Below are 17,374 nucleotides of genomic sequence, written 5' to 3' on the forward strand. Positions count from 1 at the left end.
CCGGCAACCGGGCGTGCCGTTCGGCGGCGTGGACTCCGGCCGTGCGGTCATTCTCGCACCGCGGCAGGCTGCGTCACGGATAGTTCGTACCGCGAATTGTAAGGTGCCCGACTGCTAGTCTGGGCGGGTGGACAAGAGTGATGACGACCGGATCGGGATCGTGGGGGCGCTGGTGCGGACGGCGTTCCTGGTGGACACGGTGTACACGGAGTCCGCGCGGGACCACGGGATCACGCCGCAGCAGGGTCAGCTGCTCTGCGTGCTGATGGCGCGGTCGTTCGTGATGGGTGAGCTCGGGTCGGTCCTGCGGCTGGCCAAGTCGAGCCTCACCGGCCTGGTCGACCGCACCGAGCGCAACGGTCTGGTGCGACGGGAGAGCTGCGCGGAGGACGCGCGCGCGGTGCGGGTCGCGCTGACGCCCGAGGGTGCCGCGCTGGCCGAGGAGTTCCACACCGAGACCTGCCGCCGGATCGAGGCGCTGCCGGACGGTCTGGCCCCCGGCGAGCGGGAGGTGCTCACCGACCTGCTCGGCCGGGTGGTGCTGGACAACAAGGTGCCCGCGGTCTTCGGGGAGTCGGGCGTAGGCGTCGGGGGGTGCGCCGGCCACACGTGCTGAGGCCCGGCTTTTCGCCGGAAGGGGTTGCAGTTCGCGAAACGAACTAATATGTTCGTGGAGCGAACTGCAACTCTTTTCTGCTTGGGGGCAAGGGACATGAGTCGTACCGTTGTAGTGGTCGGCGGAGGGTACGGGGGAACCGCGGTGGCCAAGGCGCTCGACGCCGAGGCCGACGTCGTCCTGATCGACCCGCGCGACGCCTTCGTCAACGCCGTCGGGTCGCTGCGGGCGCTCGTCCGGCCCGACTGGGCGGGCAACATCTTCTTCCCGTACGACACGCTGCTCGCCCGGGGCGAGGTGATCCGCGACCGCGCCGCCTCGGTGGACCCCGGCGGCGTCACCCTGGCCTCCGGCCGACGCGTCGAGGCCGACTACCTGGTGCTCGCCACCGGCTCGACCTACGCCTACCCGGCCAAGCCCACCGCCGACTCCGCCGGCGAGGCGCTGGAGCACCTCCGCGGGACCCACAAGGAACTGGCCGCCGCCGCCCGGGTCCTGATCGTCGGCGCCGGACCGGTCGGGCTGGAGCTCGCCGGCGAGATCAAGGAGGTCTGGCCGACGAAGGACGTCACCGTCCTCGACCCGGCCGACCGGTTGCTCCCGGCCTTCCTGCCCGAGGTGCGCGAGGACCTGCACCGGCAGCTGGACGAGCTGGGCGTGCGGCTCCGCCTGGGCACCGGCCTCGCCGGGCAGCCCGCCACCGAACCGGGCCGGGCCGGGGAGTTCACCGTCGCCACCACGGACGGCGCGGAGATCACCGCCGACATCTGGTTCCGCGCGTACGGCGTGCGGGTCAACAGCGACTACCTCGCCGACGGCCTGCTGCTGGAGCGCACCGAGCTGGGCCAGGTCCGGGTCGGCGAGACCCTCGCCGTCGAAGGCCACCCGCACGTGTACGCGGTCGGCGACCTCACCGACGTCGCCGAGCCCAAGATGGCGGGCAACGCGGGCCGGCACGCCGAGGTGGTGGCGCGGAACATCCTCGCCCAGCTGAAGGGCGAGCCGGCCGAGGCGGTCTACCAGCCGCTGTCCCACGCGGCGATGCTGGTGCCGCTCGGCCCGCGGGGCGGAGTCGGCCAGCTGCCCGGACCCGACGGGCCGTTCTTCGCCCCGGCGGCCACGGTCGCCCAGTACAAGGGCGGCGACCTGTTCACCGCGCAGTACATCGAGCTGTTCGGCAGGGTCTGAGCCGCACCGTCCGCCGAGCCGCACCGTCCGGGCGCGCGGGGGGACTGCGGCGCCAGGGCGGGAGGCCGCCTCCCCCGCTCCGCCGCCCCCGCTCCGGCGCGCCCGGCGGGGGCGGCGGCGGGCAGGCCCTACGCCGTGCGGGCCTCGCGGCGGTAGCCGCCGGGGGCCTGCCCGTACTCGCGCTTGAACGCCTTGGCGAAGGCGTACTCCGAGCCGTAGCCGGTCTGGGCGGCGACGGTGGTGAGCGGGGCCTCGGACTCGCGCAGCAGCCGGGCGGCCGTGGTCATCCGCCACCGGGTGAGGTAGGCCATGGGCGGCTCGCCGACGAGGTTGGTGAAGCGGCGGGCGAAGGCCGCCCGGGAGAGGCCCACGCGGCCCGCCAGGGACTCCACCGTCCACGCGGTGGACGGCGCCTCGTGGATGGCGGTGAGCGCCGGGGCGACGGCCGCGTCGCCGAGGGCCGCCGCCCAGCCGGCGGCCGTCGCCGCAGGCCGGTCCTCGAACCACGCCCGCAGGATGTAGAGGAGCAACGAGTCGATCAGGGCCGGGACGATGCCGGTCGAGCCGATCCTGGGGTTCTCCAGCTCGGCGCCCAACAGCTGCACGGCCGCGCTGAGTTCGGGGTGCCGGCCGTGCCGGGTCGGCAGGTGGATGATCTCCGGCAGCTGGCGCACCAAGGGGTGTGGGCGCCCCTGGTCCAGGTGGTAGTTGCCGCACAGCAGGCTGGTGCGCGGCCCGTCGCCGCCGATGGAGACCGTGCCGATCGGCAGGCTCGGCCGGAACTGGTCCGGCCGTTCCGGGACGGCCGGGGTGTCCGGGTGGTCGGCGAGGATGTGGCCGCGACCGTCCCGCAGGAAGACCACGTCCCCCGGGCTGAGCGCGACCGGCGCCAGCCCGGGGGCGTCGTCCAGCGGGACCAGCCAGCACGTTCCGTACAGCACCACGTGGAACCCGGCGCCCGCGACCGGGGGAAGACGCAGCCCCCAGGGCGCCCGCCCCTCGGTGCGGACGGAGGTGGGCTGCCCCGTCCGCATCGAGCTCAACGCCTCGGTCAGGATGTCCACGTGTTCTCCCCGGTCAGGTGACGCATGTCCGCAGCCTAGAAGCCCGGGCTCAGGCGACGGTGAGGACGATCTTGCCCTGGGTCCGCCCCGAGGCGATCAGCTCGTGGGCCTTGCCCGCCTCCTCCAGCGGGAAGGTGTCGGCGATGTGCGGCCGGATCCGGCCCTCGTCGACCAGCTTGGCGATCGCCTCCAGCGAGGCGTAGTCCGGCTCCACCGAGATGCCCGCGAACCGGCGCCCGGCGGCCTCCACCTCGGCGGCGAGCGCGGTGTTCCAGTGCTCCATGATCGAGACGAGCACGCCGCCCGGCCGCAGCACCCGCAGTGAGGCGGTGCCCTGCGAGGAGGAGTCGAAGACCACGTCGACCTCGCCGACCGCCTCCAGGTAGCCGTCGGCCCGGTAGTCGATCACCTCGTCGGCGCCGAGTCCGCGCACGAACGCGTGCTTCGGCTCGCTCGCCAGCGCGATCACGTGGGCGCCCCGGGCCTTGGCGATCTGGACGGCGAGGTGGCCGACGCCGCCCGCCGCACGGTGGATCAGCACCCGCTCGCCCTCGGAGAGCCGCGCCGCGTCCACCAGACCCTGCCAGGCGGTCAGCCCCGCCAGCGGCAGGGCCGCCGCCTGCACGTGGTCCAGCGAGGCGGGCTTGCGGGCCACCTGGCGGGACGGGACCGCCACGTACTCGGCGTAGCCGGTGGCGGCCCGCGGGAAGAACGGCAGCCCGAACACCTCGTCGCCCGGCTTGAAACGGGCGCCCGGGCCGACCGCCTCGACCACGCCCGAGATGTCCCAGCCGACCCCGAACGGCGGCTCGCCGAGCAGCGGGTAGTTGCCCGAACGGACCGCCGCGTCCACCGGGTTGACGCCGCTGGCGTGGACCCGGACGAGGACCTCGGCGCCGAGCGGGGAGGGACGGTCGATCTCGACGACCTCCAGGACCTCCGGGCCGCCGACGGACTTCTGGATGACTGCGCGCATGGGACTGTTCCTTCTCTGCCGGGGTGATCCGCTGGTGACGTCTCCAACAGTAGGAAGGCCGTGAGCGCGCATGAATATCCTGCTGTCTCCGGAAGATGTCCCGGCGTCTCGCCGGCCGGCCGCCTGGGCCCGTCCGGACGGCCCAGGCCGTCCGCTCGGGCGGCCCCGCCGAAGTGGACTCTCCCCCGGAGGGAGGGTCCACGATGGCGGGGTGCCAGACCACGACGAACTCCTCACCATCGGGCGCTTCGCCCGGCTCTGCCGTCTGAGCGTCAAACAGCTCCGCCACTACGACGAGACCGGCCTGCTGGCCCCCGCCCGGGTCGACGCCGCCACCGGCTACCGCTACTACGCGCCCGGGCAGGCCCGTGACGCCCTCACCATCGTGCTGCTGCGCGAACTCGACCTCCCGCTGGCGGTGATCGCCGCCACCCTCTGCGCCGAGCCTCCCGACCGCGCGCGCCTGCTGCGCGCCGAACGCGACCGCGTCGCCGAACGGATCACCCGCGACCGGGCCCGGCTGGACCTGCTGGAACGTCTCGCCGACGGCGGCGGTCTGCCCGGCTACGAGGTCGTCCGCGGCCGGGAGCCGGACCGGCGGCTCGCGGTGGTCCGGGCGACCGCCGGGCCCGCGGAGCTGGGGGAACGGGTCGGCGCGTGCGTCGGGCTGCTGCTGGCCGGTCTCGCCGGTCCGGGCGGACCGGGTGACCCGCGGTGGAGCCCCCCGCTCTGGGGCCTGTTCCCGCTGGACCTGGGGGACGGGATGCGGATCGCCGTCGGGGCGGAAGTGGAGGCGGCGCTACCGGCGACGGAAGGCGTCGGGACGCCGGTCGGGACGCAGGCCGGGGCGCCGGAGGGGTCACCGGAGGGGGGACGGGTGGAGCGGGGCCTCGCGTACGAGGTGCTGCCCGGCGGGCCGGTCGTCGAGACCGTGCACCACGGCCCGTACTCCCGACTGCCGCTCGCCTACCACGCGCTGCTCTCCGCCGTGCACGAGCGCGGGCTGCGCCCGGTGCCCCCGGTCCGGGAGGCGTACCTGGTCGGCCCCGGTGAGGCGCCGGACGAGGAATGGATGACCAGGTTGGTCGTACGGGTCGAGGAGGACGCGACATGACGGAGCCGCGCGGGGCGAAGCACTGCGAGACGACCGCCCTGGGGGTGCTGCTGCGCCACGAGGGCCTGGACCTGTCCGAACCGATGCTGTTCGGGCTCGGGGCCGGGCTGTCGTTCGTCTACTGGGACGGCAAGGGCCTGGACTTCCCGTTCCTCGGCGGCCGGGTCAGGCCGTTCGAACTGACCCGGAACCTGGCCGGGCGCCTCGGGCTGGAGCTCGTGGTCAAGGAGACCGGATCCGCGCGCCGGGCCTGGGAGAACGTGGCCGCCGAACTCGACGCCGGCCGGCCGGTCGGGCTCCAGGTGGACAGCTACCACCTGGAGTACTTCACCTCGAAGGTCCACTTCGGCGGGCACGTCGTCGCGATGTACGGCCATGACGGCCGGGACGCGCAGCTGGTCGACACCGAGCAGCAGGGCGGCGCTGTCACCACCAGCCTCGCCTCGCTGGCCGCGGCGCGCGCCGAGCGCGGGCCGATGACGGCGCGGAACCGCTCGTTCACGCTCGCCCTGCGGGGCGAACCGGCCGCGTTCCAGGGGCCGTTGGCGCGGGAGAGGCTGGTGCGGGAGGCGATGGTGCCCGCGCTCACCGCCTGCGCCGACGCGTTCCTCCACCCACCGATCGCCAACCTCGGCCACCGGGGTGTCGACAAGGCGGCGGCGCTGGTGCCGGGCTGGCAGGCGCGCGCCGACCGGCCGGAGATCCGACTGCCGCAGGCCGCCCGGATGATGGAGCTGGCCGGTACCGGTGGCGCGCTGTTCCGCAACCTCTACCGGGACTTCCTCGGCGAGTGCGTGGAACTCCTGGACGACCCGCGCCTCCGGCTCGCCCACGCGAAGTACGCGGAGGCGGCGCGGGGTTGGACGGAGGTGGCCCGGCTGGTGGCCGCCGCCGGCACCTCCGGTGAGGCGGCGCAGCTGGTCGAGGCGGGCGCGCTGCTGCGGGAGCTGGCGGCCCTGGAACGTTCGGCGATGGGGGAGTTGACCCGGCTGGGGGAGTTGAGCCGGCTGGGCGAGTGAACGCCCGCTAGCCGGGGGGCAGTTCGCCGACCCGGGTGACGGCGGCCCGGGATGTCCGGCAGTGCCACCAGGCCGTCCCGTCCGGTCCGCCGGCGGCCGGTTCCAGCAGGTGGGTGTGCCCCGGGCAGGGCGGCCACTGGACGAACTCGTAACCGGCCAGGTGGTCCTGGACCTGCTCCGCCACGTACGCGGTGAGCGGGCCGGGCGGGAGGTAGGGGTCCGTGTCGTGGGTGAACAGCGGGTGCTGTGCGCCCAGCCCCAGCAGGAAGCCGGAGTAGTGCTCCTCCGCGAGCTCCCAGCGGACGCCCGGTGGCAGCTCGCGGTCGGCGAGCGTGCGCAGCAGGTCCCGCCCCACCAGGGTGCAGGGCTCGCGGAACTCGGCCGGCACGGTGGCCGGGGGCTCGCCGTCCAGCGGCCAGCTGGCGATGATGCGCATGCCGACAGGCTAACGGCGGGCGGCACGGACGGGAACAGGCCCCGGGGCGAGGGCCCCGGGGGCTGTTCCTTCGATGCGTACGGCGGACGCGGCGGTTCGCCGGTCCTCCCGTGGGAGGGTCCGCGAAAGGGTCCGCAGGAGTCCGGCCTAGAAGACCGGCTGGCCGGCGCGGACCAGGCGCCACGACGCGGTGTGGAAGTCCGCCGGGTCGATGACGCCCTTCTCCTTCACCCACCCGATCATCGCGTTGCGGATCTCGTCGGAGTTGGCCCACAGCTTCTGGGCGGCCGCGACGTGCGGGAAGTTGCCGCCGCCGTTGGCGCGGTAGTTGTTGACCGCGAGGACGAACTGCGCCTGCGGGTCGATCGGTTTGCCCTCGAAGCTGAGGCCGACGATCCGGGAGCCGACCGGCTGGGCGATGTCGATGTCGTACGAGACGCCGTACACCGCGTCGTAGTTGTAGTCCGGGGTGTTCTGCGCGTTGGTCAGGGCGGCCCGGTCGATCGGCGCGCCGGGGGCGACCTGGGCGTAGTACTTCGCCGAGTACTCCAGGTAGTCCTTGATCTGAGCCCCCGTCAGGACGCGGGCCTCCAGGGTGTTCTCGTAGATGTACAGGCCGGCGGCGTCGCGCAGCTTGACCTGGCCGGCCGGGATGACGGCGGTGCGGTTGAACGGCGCAGCCTGGGCGAGGACCGGCAGCTCGGCGTACTGGCCGCCGGCCAGTGCGGCACGGACCACGTCGGCCTGGACCCGGCCGATGAGGTCGATGATCGGCGTGTCCCGGAACGGGGCCTCGGCGATCGAGAGCTCGATCGCGGCGGTGCCGATGACCTGGTTGACGTACTCGACGACCTTCCTGTGCTGGTCGGTCATCAGGTCGACGATCTCCGGGTCCTCCGGGACGGTGTTGGAGTTCAGCACCCGGGCCGAGAGCGAGACGACCTTCCAGGCGCCCTTGTCCAGCTCGACCTCGAAGTCGAAGCAGGTCAGCCGCTGGCCCCAGCAGAGCGGCTCGGAGAGCACGACGGCCTTGCCGGTCTCCTTGTTGGCGATCAGCCGCTGCGGGATCTCCTTGTGGGCGTGGCCGACCAGGATCGCGTCGATGCCGGGCACCTGCTCGGCGAGCGCGCCGGAGGCGTTCTCCGCCCACGGCAGCTGGTCGCCGTACGAGGTGGCCTCGTCGATGCCGGAGTGGCAGGCGACGACGACGACGTCCGCACCGGCCGCCTTCAGCCGGGGCACCCAGACCTTGGCGGTCTCGACGATGCCCGGGAAGGTCATCTTTCCGGCGACGTTCGCCTTGTCCCAGATCGCGATGCCCGGGTTGGTGAGGCCGAGGATACCGACCTTGAGGGCCGGGCCGTTGCCCAGCTTCAGCTTGCGGATCACGTACGGCGGGAAGGCCGGCTTGTCGTTGCGGGCGTTCAGCGCGTTGGCGCCGAGCAGCGGGAAGTCGAGCTGCTCCTCGAAGGCGCGCAGGGTGTCGATGCCGTAGTTGAACTCGTGGTTGCCGAGCGCGGCGGCGGTGTACTCCATGGTGTTCATGGCGAGCGCCATCGGGTGCTCGGGCGCGGTGTCGGCCTCGGTGGCGATCGGCTCGACCCGGGCGTAGTAGTAGGTCAGCTGGGTGCCCTGGATGGTGTCGCCGGCGTCGATCAGCAGGGTGCGGTCCCAGCCCTTCTCCTCGCGGACCTGCTTGGCCAGCGTGGAGATCTTGGCGAGGCCGACCTCGTTGTGCGCCTTGTCCGCGTAGACCGCGTCGGTGAAGTAGTCCCAGTTGAGCACCCGGCCGTGCAGGTCGGTGGTGCCCATGACGGTGAAGGCCTGCCGCTTGTTCCGGCCCTTGGCGCGGGCGTCCTCCGGACCGGCGGCCGCGGCCGGGGAGGCGGCGGCCAGGGTGGCGCTGCCGGCCAGCGCGGCGCCCGCGGCGGTGGCGGCGGACCGGGCGACGAAGTCACGGCGGTTCAGGGGCATGGACGACTCTCCCGGTGGGGACTGCGAAACGGATCGTCAACAAGGGCCGACGACGGCCGACGGTAGCGGCCCACAGGCTCTGTGACGCGCGTAGAGGTACGCGCGTAGAAGTGTGCCGTGCGCCCCCGGCGATGGGTAGCCCCCCGAGCTGTCCGGCAGGTGAGATCTTGGCGACTCGTTCGTGACGCGGGCGGGCGGGTGCTGTACCCGCCCGCCCGCGTCACGAACGGCGACCGCCGCGCGTGCCTAGATGTAGCCCTCGCGGACCGCGTGGGCCACCGCGTGCGCCCGGTTGCGCAGCTGCAGACGCGTGGTCAGACCGTGCAGCACGTTCTTGACGGTCCGCTCGGAGTACGACAGCCGGGCCGCGATCTCCCCGGTGTCCCACCCCTCCGCAACCAGCCGCAGCACGTCCGACTCGCGCTCCGACAGGCCCGCCGGCGCATGGCCCGGCATCCCCTGGACGGACCGTTGCAACCGGCCCACCTGGGCGATCAGCCGGCCCTGGAGATCGGCCGGCAGATCGCCGTCGCCCCGGGCGGCGGCCAGCACCGCACGGCCGAGCCGCTCCGGCGTGGCCTCCCGGCGCCACAGGATCGCGGCCACCCCGCACTCCACGGCCTCCAACAGCTCGGTCTCACGCATCCGCTCGACCACCAGCACCACCCGCTGCCCGGCACCGCGCACCAGCCGGCGCAGGGCGGCCGTGGCAGCGGCGTCGGCGGACTCGGTGACCAGCACGGTGACCGTGCCCGGCGCGGACGTGCCGGTCGGATCCACCACCGCCACCCCCGGGAACCGGCGCAGCTGCGCCTCCGCGCCCGCCCGGGACAGCGGATCGGCAGCCTGGACGGCCACCGGAACGGTCGCCGAACGGGCCGTGGCACCCACGGTGCCACCCGAAGGACGGGCCGGAGCCGGCGCGGTCACCTGGGGGTGGACGGCCGGAGCGGCACCGGGAGTCACAAGAGGGTTCGCGGCGACGGAACGGGACGCCACCGGCCGTTGCGGTGGAACGGTGCGCGCGACCGGCGCCGACGCCCGCCCCGCCGGAACCCGGCGGTCGTACTCGGTGTGCAGGACAGTCAAATCTGGCCCCCTCCTGGGAAAACAGGCCCGGCCACCCCGGCGGCGGACGCCGAACCGTACGGGCGCCGCGTGCCCCGGGGGTGGTGAACCGTTCAACGGCGATCCGGGAGCGCTGCCCGTGCCCCGGACCCAGGCTCCATGCTTCCCGTCGGGGACCGCTCCCGGCCATCGTGGTCCACCACGAGATCTGGCCACGGGCCGGGACCACGGTCCCATCCGGAACCGGGCCCCGGGTCACCCCCGCGGCCGCGACCGGGCCCACGGCCACCGCCGCCCCCGGGACCCCGGTCACAGCCACCGCGACGGACCCGACCAGGTGCCGGTTCCCCGCCCCGCCCCTCCTCCGCCCGGGCCCCTCGACGCCCCGCGGAGCGGTCGTACGCAACACGCGCACGACATTTTGCCGAGGCGCGAACCGGACCATGGGGCGAACGCGTGAATAGGAGGTCAAGCTGTTTACCCGATACAACGGCAGACACTGCCCGTTCGGACAGCGACGGGTGCCCGGAGAGGGCAGAGGGGAGAAGGGGAGCACGGATGAGGACCGCCACGTCCACCCGCCTCGCGGAACGCGAACCGCACCTGCGGCGGATCACCGACCACACCGAGGCCGCCCGCGCCGGCACCGGCAGCGTCCTGATGATCACCGGCGCCGCCGGCACCGGCCGCAGCGCCCTCCTCGCCGAGGCCGCCCGCCAGGCCGGCGCGGCCGGCACCACCGTGCTCCGCTCCCGCTGCTCGGCCGACGAGCGGGCCACCCCCTACGCCGCCGCCCGCCAGCTCTTCGACACCGGCCCCGCCCCGGTCGGCCCGTACGGCCACGTCCCCTACGGCCACTTCCCGTACGGCAACCCGCCGAACCCCTACGGCACCGGCACCGCCACCGATCCGGACACCGCCGAGGCCACCCTCTGGTCCCTGCTCCGCCTGCACGCCAACCACCACCCCGTCCTGCTCGCCGTCGACGACATCCACCTCGCCGACGAACCCTCCCGCCGCTGGCTGCGCCAGGTCGCCCGCCGGATCGACCGGCTGCCCGTCCTGCTGCTCGTCACCGAACGCCGCCAGAACACCCTCGCCACCCCGCCCGACCGGTTCGGCCGCGACCTGCCCGCCGAGCTCGCCGCCACCCTCCGCCTCGGCCCGCTCAGCACCCCCACCGCCGTCCGCCTCGCCGAGGAACACCTCGGCCCCGGCACACCCCCCACCCTCGCCGCCGACTGCGCCCGCGCCACCGGCGGCAACCCGCTGCTGCTCACCGCCCTCCTCTCCGACCTCGGGCCGGGGCGGTACGAGCCGGGACCCAGCCGCCACGAGCCGGGGTACGGGCGGCGCGCGCTGGGACCGGCACACCGCGAGCTGGAGCCCGTCCCGGGGCCCTACGCCGCCGGTGCGGGGCCGTTCACCGCCGGCGCGCGGCCGTACGCGGGCACGGCCGCCCTGTACGCCGTCGGTGCCGGACCGGACCTCGGACCGGACCTCGGGCTCGACCTGGGTCTCGACCTCGGCCTCGGCCGGGACCTCGGGCTCGACCTCGGCCCCGGCCCCGGCCCGGGTCCCGGCGCCGGCGCGTCCGCCGCCGAAGGGGCCCACCCCCGCACCGCCGCCGCGGTCGCCCTCCCCGACGACCCGGCGACCCTCCCCGACGACGACGGCGCCCTCCCCGACACATGCGCCGCCCTGCCCGGCGGCGCCTTCGCCGAAGCCGTCGACACCTGGCTGCACGGCGGCGGCGACCAGGCCGTCACCGCCGCCCGCGTCCTCGCCCGGATGCGCGAACACCCCGCCGCGGCCACCACCGCCCCCGGCACCGCCCACGCCGACCTCGTCCCCCTGCTCGCCGACCTCACCGACGCCGACCCCGGCCGCCTCACCGGCTGGCTCGCCGACCTCACCGCCCACGGACACCTCGCCGCACCCGCCCCCGGCCGCTGGCCCCGGTTCGCCCACCCCCTGCTCGCCGACGCCGTCCTCGCCGGCCACGGCCCCGGCCACCGGGCCGAGGTCCACCGCGCCGCCGCCGAACACCTCCACTGCAGCGGCGCCCCCGACGAACGGATAGCCGGCCACCTCCTGCTCACCTCCGCCCCCACCCCCCACTGGGCCACCGAGACCCTCCGCCGCGCCGCCCGCAAGGCCGCCGACGCCGACCGCCCCGCCGACGCCGCCACCCTGCTGCGCCGCGTCCTCGCCGAACCCCTCAGCGACCGTCAGCGCGGCCTGCTGCTCACCGAGCTCGGCGGCCTCGAAGTCACCCTCGGACCGGCCGAACGCACCGTCGGCCTGCGCCACCTCGCCGAGGCCGTCCACCTCCAGCAGTCCGACGAAGGCGTCTTCCGCGCCGCCGGCACCCTCGGCGCCGTCCTCGCCACCCGCGGCGACACCGCCGCCGCACTCGAACTCATGGAGGACCTCGCCGACCGCTTCGCCGACCGGGAGGACCTCGTCCACGCCGTCCAGGCCGCCACCGCACAGATCGCCGCCCACGACGGCCGCAGCTGGCTCCAGGTCGTCGAAGGCGTCCAGCGCTTCGCCGCCCGCACCCCGCACCGGCTCGCGCCGCCCGCCTACGCGCTGCTCACCGAGTTCGACGCCACCAGCGGCCTGCTCTCCGCCGCCGAGGTCACCGAACGGGTCCGCGAACTCGACGGCTCCCCCGTCGACCCGCTCTGCCGCTCCTACCTGCTCGTCTCACTCGCCACGCTCGCCCAGTGGAGCGACCAGCTCGACCAGACCGACGAATTCGTCACCCGCGGCCTCGCCGCCTACCGCGGCGGCCCGCTCGACCCCGGCTACCAGTGCCTGCTCTCCGTCAGGGCCGAGACCAGGATCATGCGGGGCGAGTACCAGGCGCTGCTCGACGACTACGCGCTCACGGCCCCCGGGTCCCGCGCGTCGTCCGGTCCCCCCGTACCGCCCGCCGCCCGCCCGACCGCCCAGTCGGTCCTCCGGTCCACCCCGTGGGGCCCGCCCGGACTGCCCCGGCTGCACACCTGGGGCGGCGCCGACACGGGCGACCGCTCCTGGTGGAGCGGCGCCTGCGCCGAACAGGGCGGCGGCACGGTCCCCGGCGGGACCCCGGAGGCGGACACCGGGACGGGCCCCGACGCGGCGCCCGCAGGCACGGGCACGGGCACGGCAGTCGCAGGCACGGAGACGGCCACCGGAACGGGCGCGGAGCCGGGCGCGGAGCCGGGCACGGCCCCGCGCGCCACCCGGGCCGCGACGACCACGCGGGGCGGCGACGACACCGCACCCGGCCGCTACGCCGAACTCCTCGGCCAGCAGAACGCCCACCTCGTCGCCCAGGCCGTCCTCGCCCTCGTCGAGACCGGCCGGCTCTGGCAGGCCCACGGACTCGCCCGCGCCGTCGCCGCCGACCGCGCCCAGGACTCCTGGGAATGGAACGAGTACCTCTACGCCCGCGGCCTGCTCCGGCTCGCCTCCGGCGAACCCGCCGAAGCCCTCGCCGACCTCCTCGAATGCGGACGCCGCCAGGGCGAACGCCAGGTCCGCAGCCCCATCGTCACCCCCTGGCGCTCCGCCGCCGCCGAATGCCACCTCCAACTCGGCGAACCGGGCCCCGCCGTCGCCCTCGCCGAGGAGGAACTGCGCCTGGCCCGCGTCTGGGGCACCCCGCGCACCGTCGGCCGCGCCCTGCGCACCCTCGCCGCCGCCACCGGCGGACGCCACGGCCTCGACCTCGCCGCCGAGGCCGTCCACCTGCTGCGCGGCGCCGAACTGGACACCGAACTCATCCCCGCCCTGATCACCTACGGCCGCCTCCTCGCCGAGGGCGGGCGCCGCGGCGCCGCCCGCCGCGCCCTGCGCGAGGCCGCCGGCCGGGCCGAACGCCTCGGCGCCGTCCGGCAGCGCGCCGCCGCACTGGAATCGCTCCGCGCCTCCGGCGCCCGGACCGGCCGCGGCGAACAGGCCGGCGCCGAGGCCCTCACCGACAGCGAACTGCGCATCTGCCGGCTCGCCGCGGCCGGGCACTCCAACGCCGAGATCGCGGCCATGCTGCACCTCGCCGTCCGGACGGTCGAGACCCACCTGACCAACAGCTTCCGGAAACTCGGGGTGCGGCGGCGCCTGGAACTGGCAGGCGTGCTGGAGGGGTGAGCGGAGGAGTCCCCTCCCCGCCCACCCCTCCTCCCGTACGTCCCCCGGGCCGCGCCGGGCCGCGCCGAGCCGTGCCCGTGCGCCCGGCGCGGCGCCGCTACGCCGGGACCATCGCCGCCATCTCGTCCACCACGCGGGCCAGTTCGGCCGCCGGATCGGCCCCGTTCGGCGTCCACGGCTGCCAGGTCCGCGCCCGCAGATAGCCGTCCACCGCCAGCGGCAGCCGACGCACCACGATCGGCTCCGTCGTCGGCCCCGGACCCGCACTGCGCAACCGCTCCAGCAACACCGGCACCCGCGCCGACGCGGGCAGCGGCGCCGACCGGACGAACGCCGCCAGCGCGTCCAGCTCCGGCCAGTACGGCGGAGGCTGGGCCGAGACCGGCACGACCGGCGACGACGGCGACTGCCGCACGACCGGCGGCACCCGCGGCGGCACCGGCGACGACGGCGGTGACACCGGCGCGACCGGGACGGCCGGCGGGGACGAGACCACCGACGGCAGCGACATCGACGACACCGACACCTGCGGCACCGGCAACGACGACGACGTCTCCTCCGACGCCCCGGACCCCGCCGAACCCCCCGCCGGCACCGCCCCCCGCGACCCCGCCGGCTCCTTCGGCCCGCCACCCGGCACCAACAACGCCACCGCGCCGTACAGCCCGACCACGATCCCCGGCCACCAGTCCCCGCCGTACCCCGCGAAGTGCAGCCCCAGCCCGCCCGCACCGGCCACGCAGGCCGCGATGTTGCGGACGGACCCCAGGTACCGCAGGACCCGCCCGCCGCCCTCGCCGCCACCGTTACTGGTAGCCACGGATCTCCTCGAACGCCCCGTCCAGCGAGCCCGTCCCGTCGAACAGCTTGCCGCCCGTCAGGTCCGCGATCCCCTGCAACTGCCCCTTCGCCGCGTCACCGAACAGGATCGGGAACACCGGCACCGACTTCTGCGCCGCCGGCAACCCCCCGTGGAACGACCTGAAGTCCTTGTCGGTCGCCCCCTCGTTGCTCTCCCCGTCCGACATCAGCACGATCGACGTGAACCGGTCGTCCCCCGCCGCGGCCTGCTGCCGCTGGATCACCCGGTACGCCTCCTGCAACGACGAGTACACCGCCGTCCCGCCGTCCGACGACAACGCCTGCACGTCCGCGTTGATCGACGCCAGCTCCTGCTGCGCCGCGGCCCCCGACGGCACCGCGTGCGTCTTCGTCGACTTCACCTTCGACGCGAAGGAGATCAGCGTGACCTCCTCCCGGTCCCGGAACCGCCGCACCCCCCGGGTGTCGTCCGCCCCCGTCAGCCGGCCCATCGCCGACTTCAACGACGCCAGCCGCGGCCCCGCCATCGACCCGGAGGTGTCCAGCACGTACACCGTCCGCGACGGGCGCCGCAGCTCGTTCTGGTACGAGGACAGCAACCCGTCCGCCACCGCGCGCGTCCCCGGGAACGGCAGCTCGTGCCGCCGGTCCGTCGGCAGGCCGGCGGCCGGCCCGACCCCCGCCCCGATCGGGCGGCGCAGCGTCAGCTCCGAGATCCGCTTCTGCACGTCGTCCTTGAGCAGGTACGCGGTCAGTCGCCCGAACGCCTCCCGCTCCCGCTCCGACGAGGAACTCAGCAGCGTCAGAGGATAGTTGGCCGTCACCACGCCGTCCGTCGGGCGGACCACGGTGAGCTGCTGGTCGGCGGGCAGCGTCTTGTTCAGCGACAGCAGCACCGACTCGTAGTTCACCAGCGCCCCCACCGAGCCCTGCTCGGCCCGGGAGTACGCCTGCGTCAGCCAGCCGGACGAACCGGACGTCAGCTTCTGCCCGGTGAAGAACTGCTTCAGCGACGGCGTCGCCTTCTGCACGTCCGCCCCGGTCAGTGCCGCGCTCGCCCCCGAGAAGGCCGAGGCCACCGCCACCAGCGCCGAGAAGCCCGAGTTCGACCGGGACGGGTCCGCCATCCCGTAGCGCAGCTTGCCGGAGGCCGCGGCCTCCGCCAGGTTCCCCCACGTCACCTTCGAACCGTCGCCCCAGGCGAGGTCGGCGAGTACCGAGGAACGGACGCCGAACGCCACCGGCGAGGTCATCACCGGTGTCTCGGACAGCAGCTTCGACCTGCTCCCGTCGTCCAGGTGCAGGTACTGGTTCGACGGGAACCAGATCGCGTCGTACTTGCCGTCCGTCTTGCCCGAGGAGACCGCGTCCGCCCCGTCCAGCGACCCCGTCCAGGCGAACTGCACGGTCACCCCGGTCGCCTTCTGCGCCTCCTCCAGCACCGGCGCCATGTCCTGCAGCTCGCTGCCCGCGAGCACCCGCAGCACTCCCGCCTGCGCGGTCGGCGCCGGGGCGTCGCTCTGCTTGGGCGGTGGATCGGCCTTGGGCGAGGACGTGCACGCCGTCACCGTCGCCACCAGCACGGCCAGCCCGACCGCCAGGCCCCGCGCACCGCTCTTCCGCATCATCGCCGTCCTGCTCGTCATGTCCCCCGGTCAGCCCTTCGTCGCGCCGTCGATCAGTTTCTGCAGGATGTCGGGCACCGGAATCGGAGCCTGCTTCACCTTCGCCGCACCCAGGTTGGGGGCGAGCTTGAACGAACCGCTCGCGCTCTTGAGCTGCTGCCCGAACGCGTTGGTGTCCCCCTGCGGGCGGAAGCCGTACTTGGCCGCCAGCTGCCGGAGCTTCTCGTTGCCGTTCAGCTGGCCGGCCAGCTTCCGGCCGTTCCCGGTGAGTCCGACGACGGTGTGGTCGGAGTAGACGGTGGTGTCCGGGTAGAGCACCACCAGGTCCTCGGGCGCCTTCTGCTTGACGACCAGCTCGGCCGCCTGGGACTCGTACGCGAGCACCAGGGCGCCGCCGCCGTTCGAGAGGAAGTCCGCGAACGGCTCGTCGGTGGACTTCTTCAGGGCGCCCTGCTTGGTGATCGCGGTGTGCAGGAGGCCCTTGGTCCTCTCCACCCCCGCGGCGTCCGCGACCGGCTGGTGGCCGTTCTCCAGGAAGGAGAGCAGCGCGACGTACATCGCACCCGAGGAGGACGTGGTGGGGTCGGTGGTGGTGAGGTAGACGTCCCCGGCCAGGTCGCCGGGCTTGTCACCCTTGAGCTGGTCCCACTTCCGGCCCGTCCGGACGGCGTTGAGGTACTCGTCCATCGTGAACGTCCAGACCCCCGAGGCCTGGTCCTGGCTCGCCAGCCCGTTGTCGGCCAGCACCCGGGCCGTCTGGGCGTGCGCCATGATCACCAGGGGCGAGTAGAACGGGCGGATCGCCGTCTCGGTGATCTTCTTGTTGGCGCGGATCGCGTCGGCCGGTGGCTGGCTGGCGGGGAAGGCGAAGTCCATGTTGTCCAGGTTGTCGCCCATCTGCCAGGAGCCGGCGCTCACCACCTTCACCGCGAGGCCCTGCCGGGCCAGTTCCGCCTTGACGTCGCCGTCCTCGAAGAACTCGCGCTTCTCCGAGCCGATGAGCCCGTTGACCGTGACGGTCTCGGGCTCCTTGTCGTCGCCCCGTGGCTCTTTCAGGAGCGCGAACGCCACCCCGCCGAGCAGCAGCAGTGCTGCAAGCACCCCGAACGCACGCTTCATGCCGGACGCTTCCCCCTCGTCGGATCCCTCACGGGCACCCGGGCAATCCCTACCCGGGTGACGAGCGTCCCGCCGGACCGCGAGCGACGGCCGAAGTCACGGTGAACCGGGGGTGAACACCCCTTCACGGAATCGCATCGGCGGTCGACCTGCCGCCGCGGCCGGGGACCTCTCGCACACCGGTCCGACATCGTGTCAGATATGTTCAAC

At 74.3% G+C, this 17,374-nt stretch carries 13 protein-coding genes; 5 read left to right on the plus strand and 8 right to left on the minus strand.

Features of this window, described 5'->3' with window-relative positions; all coding sequences use genetic code 11:
• Positions 1 to 127 precede the first annotated feature (127 nt).
• On the plus strand, positions 128 to 616 hold the full coding sequence (locus tag PUR56_RS36175) for a MarR family winged helix-turn-helix transcriptional regulator (RefSeq protein WP_380361001.1): 489 nt from the start codon (positions 128 to 130) through the stop codon (positions 614 to 616).
• A gap of 96 nt (positions 617 to 712) precedes the next feature.
• Positions 713 to 1,804 (plus strand): NAD(P)/FAD-dependent oxidoreductase, encoded by a 1,092-nt coding sequence (locus tag PUR56_RS36180; protein WP_329952068.1) that lies wholly within the window; start codon positions 713 to 715, stop codon positions 1,802 to 1,804.
• Between the two features lie 128 nt (positions 1,805 to 1,932).
• On the opposite strand, the gene PUR56_RS36185 is transcribed toward PUR56_RS36180, so the two are convergent.
• Together PUR56_RS36185 and PUR56_RS36190 are read right to left on the minus strand one after the other, a co-directional pair.
• Positions 1,933 to 2,868: an AraC family transcriptional regulator gene (locus tag PUR56_RS36185; RefSeq protein WP_329952069.1), complete on the minus strand. Its 936-nt coding sequence runs from the start codon at positions 2,866 to 2,868 to the stop codon at positions 1,933 to 1,935.
• Positions 2,869 to 2,917: 49 nt separating this feature from the next.
• Positions 2,918 to 3,844 carry an NADP-dependent oxidoreductase gene (locus PUR56_RS36190; protein WP_329952070.1) on the minus strand — a complete coding sequence of 309 codons (927 nt, stop codon included), beginning with the start codon at positions 3,842 to 3,844 and terminating at the stop codon, positions 2,918 to 2,920.
• A gap of 211 nt (positions 3,845 to 4,055) precedes the next feature.
• On the opposite strand from PUR56_RS36190, the gene PUR56_RS36195 reads away from it, so the two are divergent.
• Both PUR56_RS36195 and PUR56_RS36200 read left to right on the plus strand, forming a co-directional pair.
• Complete coding sequence (locus PUR56_RS36195) at positions 4,056 to 4,958, plus strand: MerR family transcriptional regulator (RefSeq protein ID WP_329952071.1); 903 nt, start codon at positions 4,056 to 4,058, stop codon at positions 4,956 to 4,958.
• Positions 4,955 to 5,977: a BtrH N-terminal domain-containing protein gene (locus PUR56_RS36200; RefSeq protein ID WP_329952072.1), complete on the plus strand. Its 1,023-nt coding sequence runs from the start codon at positions 4,955 to 4,957 to the stop codon at positions 5,975 to 5,977. The genes PUR56_RS36195 and PUR56_RS36200 overlap by 4 nt, the downstream gene beginning before the upstream one ends.
• A 7-nt stretch (positions 5,978 to 5,984) precedes the next feature.
• On the opposite strand, the gene PUR56_RS36205 is transcribed toward PUR56_RS36200, so the two are convergent.
• The 3 genes from PUR56_RS36205 to PUR56_RS36215 all read right to left on the minus strand — a co-directional run bounded on the left by PUR56_RS36205 (position 5,985) and on the right by PUR56_RS36215 (position 9,278).
• Positions 5,985 to 6,413, minus strand: coding sequence for a hypothetical protein (locus PUR56_RS36205; RefSeq protein ID WP_329882073.1), 429 nt, complete (start codon positions 6,411 to 6,413; stop codon positions 5,985 to 5,987).
• A 147-nt stretch (positions 6,414 to 6,560) separates the two neighbouring features.
• Positions 6,561 to 8,387: a bifunctional metallophosphatase/5'-nucleotidase gene (locus PUR56_RS36210; protein ID WP_329952073.1), complete on the minus strand. Its 1,827-nt coding sequence runs from the start codon at positions 8,385 to 8,387 to the stop codon at positions 6,561 to 6,563.
• Positions 8,388 to 8,633: 246 nt separating this feature from the next.
• Complete coding sequence (locus PUR56_RS36215; RefSeq protein WP_329879211.1) at positions 8,634 to 9,278, minus strand: helix-turn-helix transcriptional regulator; 645 nt, start codon at positions 9,276 to 9,278, stop codon at positions 8,634 to 8,636.
• Between the two features lie 735 nt (positions 9,279 to 10,013).
• Here PUR56_RS36215 and PUR56_RS36220 point away from each other — a divergent pair.
• Positions 10,014 to 13,598 carry a helix-turn-helix transcriptional regulator gene (locus PUR56_RS36220; RefSeq protein ID WP_329952074.1) on the plus strand — a complete coding sequence of 1,195 codons (3,585 nt, stop codon included), beginning with the start codon at positions 10,014 to 10,016 and terminating at the stop codon, positions 13,596 to 13,598.
• 97 nt (positions 13,599 to 13,695) lie between these two features.
• Here the strand turns inward: PUR56_RS36220 and PUR56_RS36225 are convergent, their stop codons facing one another.
• The 3 genes from PUR56_RS36225 to PUR56_RS36235 are packed head-to-tail and all read right to left on the minus strand — an operon-like array spanning position 13,696 to position 17,164.
• Positions 13,696 to 14,418 (minus strand): hypothetical protein, encoded by a 723-nt coding sequence (locus PUR56_RS36225; protein ID WP_329952075.1) that lies wholly within the window; start codon positions 14,416 to 14,418, stop codon positions 13,696 to 13,698.
• Positions 14,405 to 16,066, minus strand: coding sequence for a VWA domain-containing protein (locus PUR56_RS36230; protein ID WP_329952076.1), 1,662 nt, complete (start codon positions 16,064 to 16,066; stop codon positions 14,405 to 14,407). Before PUR56_RS36230 ends, PUR56_RS36225 begins: the two co-directional genes overlap by 14 nt.
• 9 nt (positions 16,067 to 16,075) lie before the next feature.
• Positions 16,076 to 17,164 carry a hypothetical protein gene (locus tag PUR56_RS36235; RefSeq protein WP_329952077.1) on the minus strand — a complete coding sequence of 363 codons (1,089 nt, stop codon included), beginning with the start codon at positions 17,162 to 17,164 and terminating at the stop codon, positions 16,076 to 16,078.
• Between the last annotated feature and the right edge of the window lie 210 nt (positions 17,165 to 17,374).

The organism is Streptomyces sp. BE303, assembly GCF_036290945.1.
In the GTDB taxonomy this organism is placed as follows: domain Bacteria; phylum Actinomycetota; class Actinomycetes; order Streptomycetales; family Streptomycetaceae; genus Kitasatospora.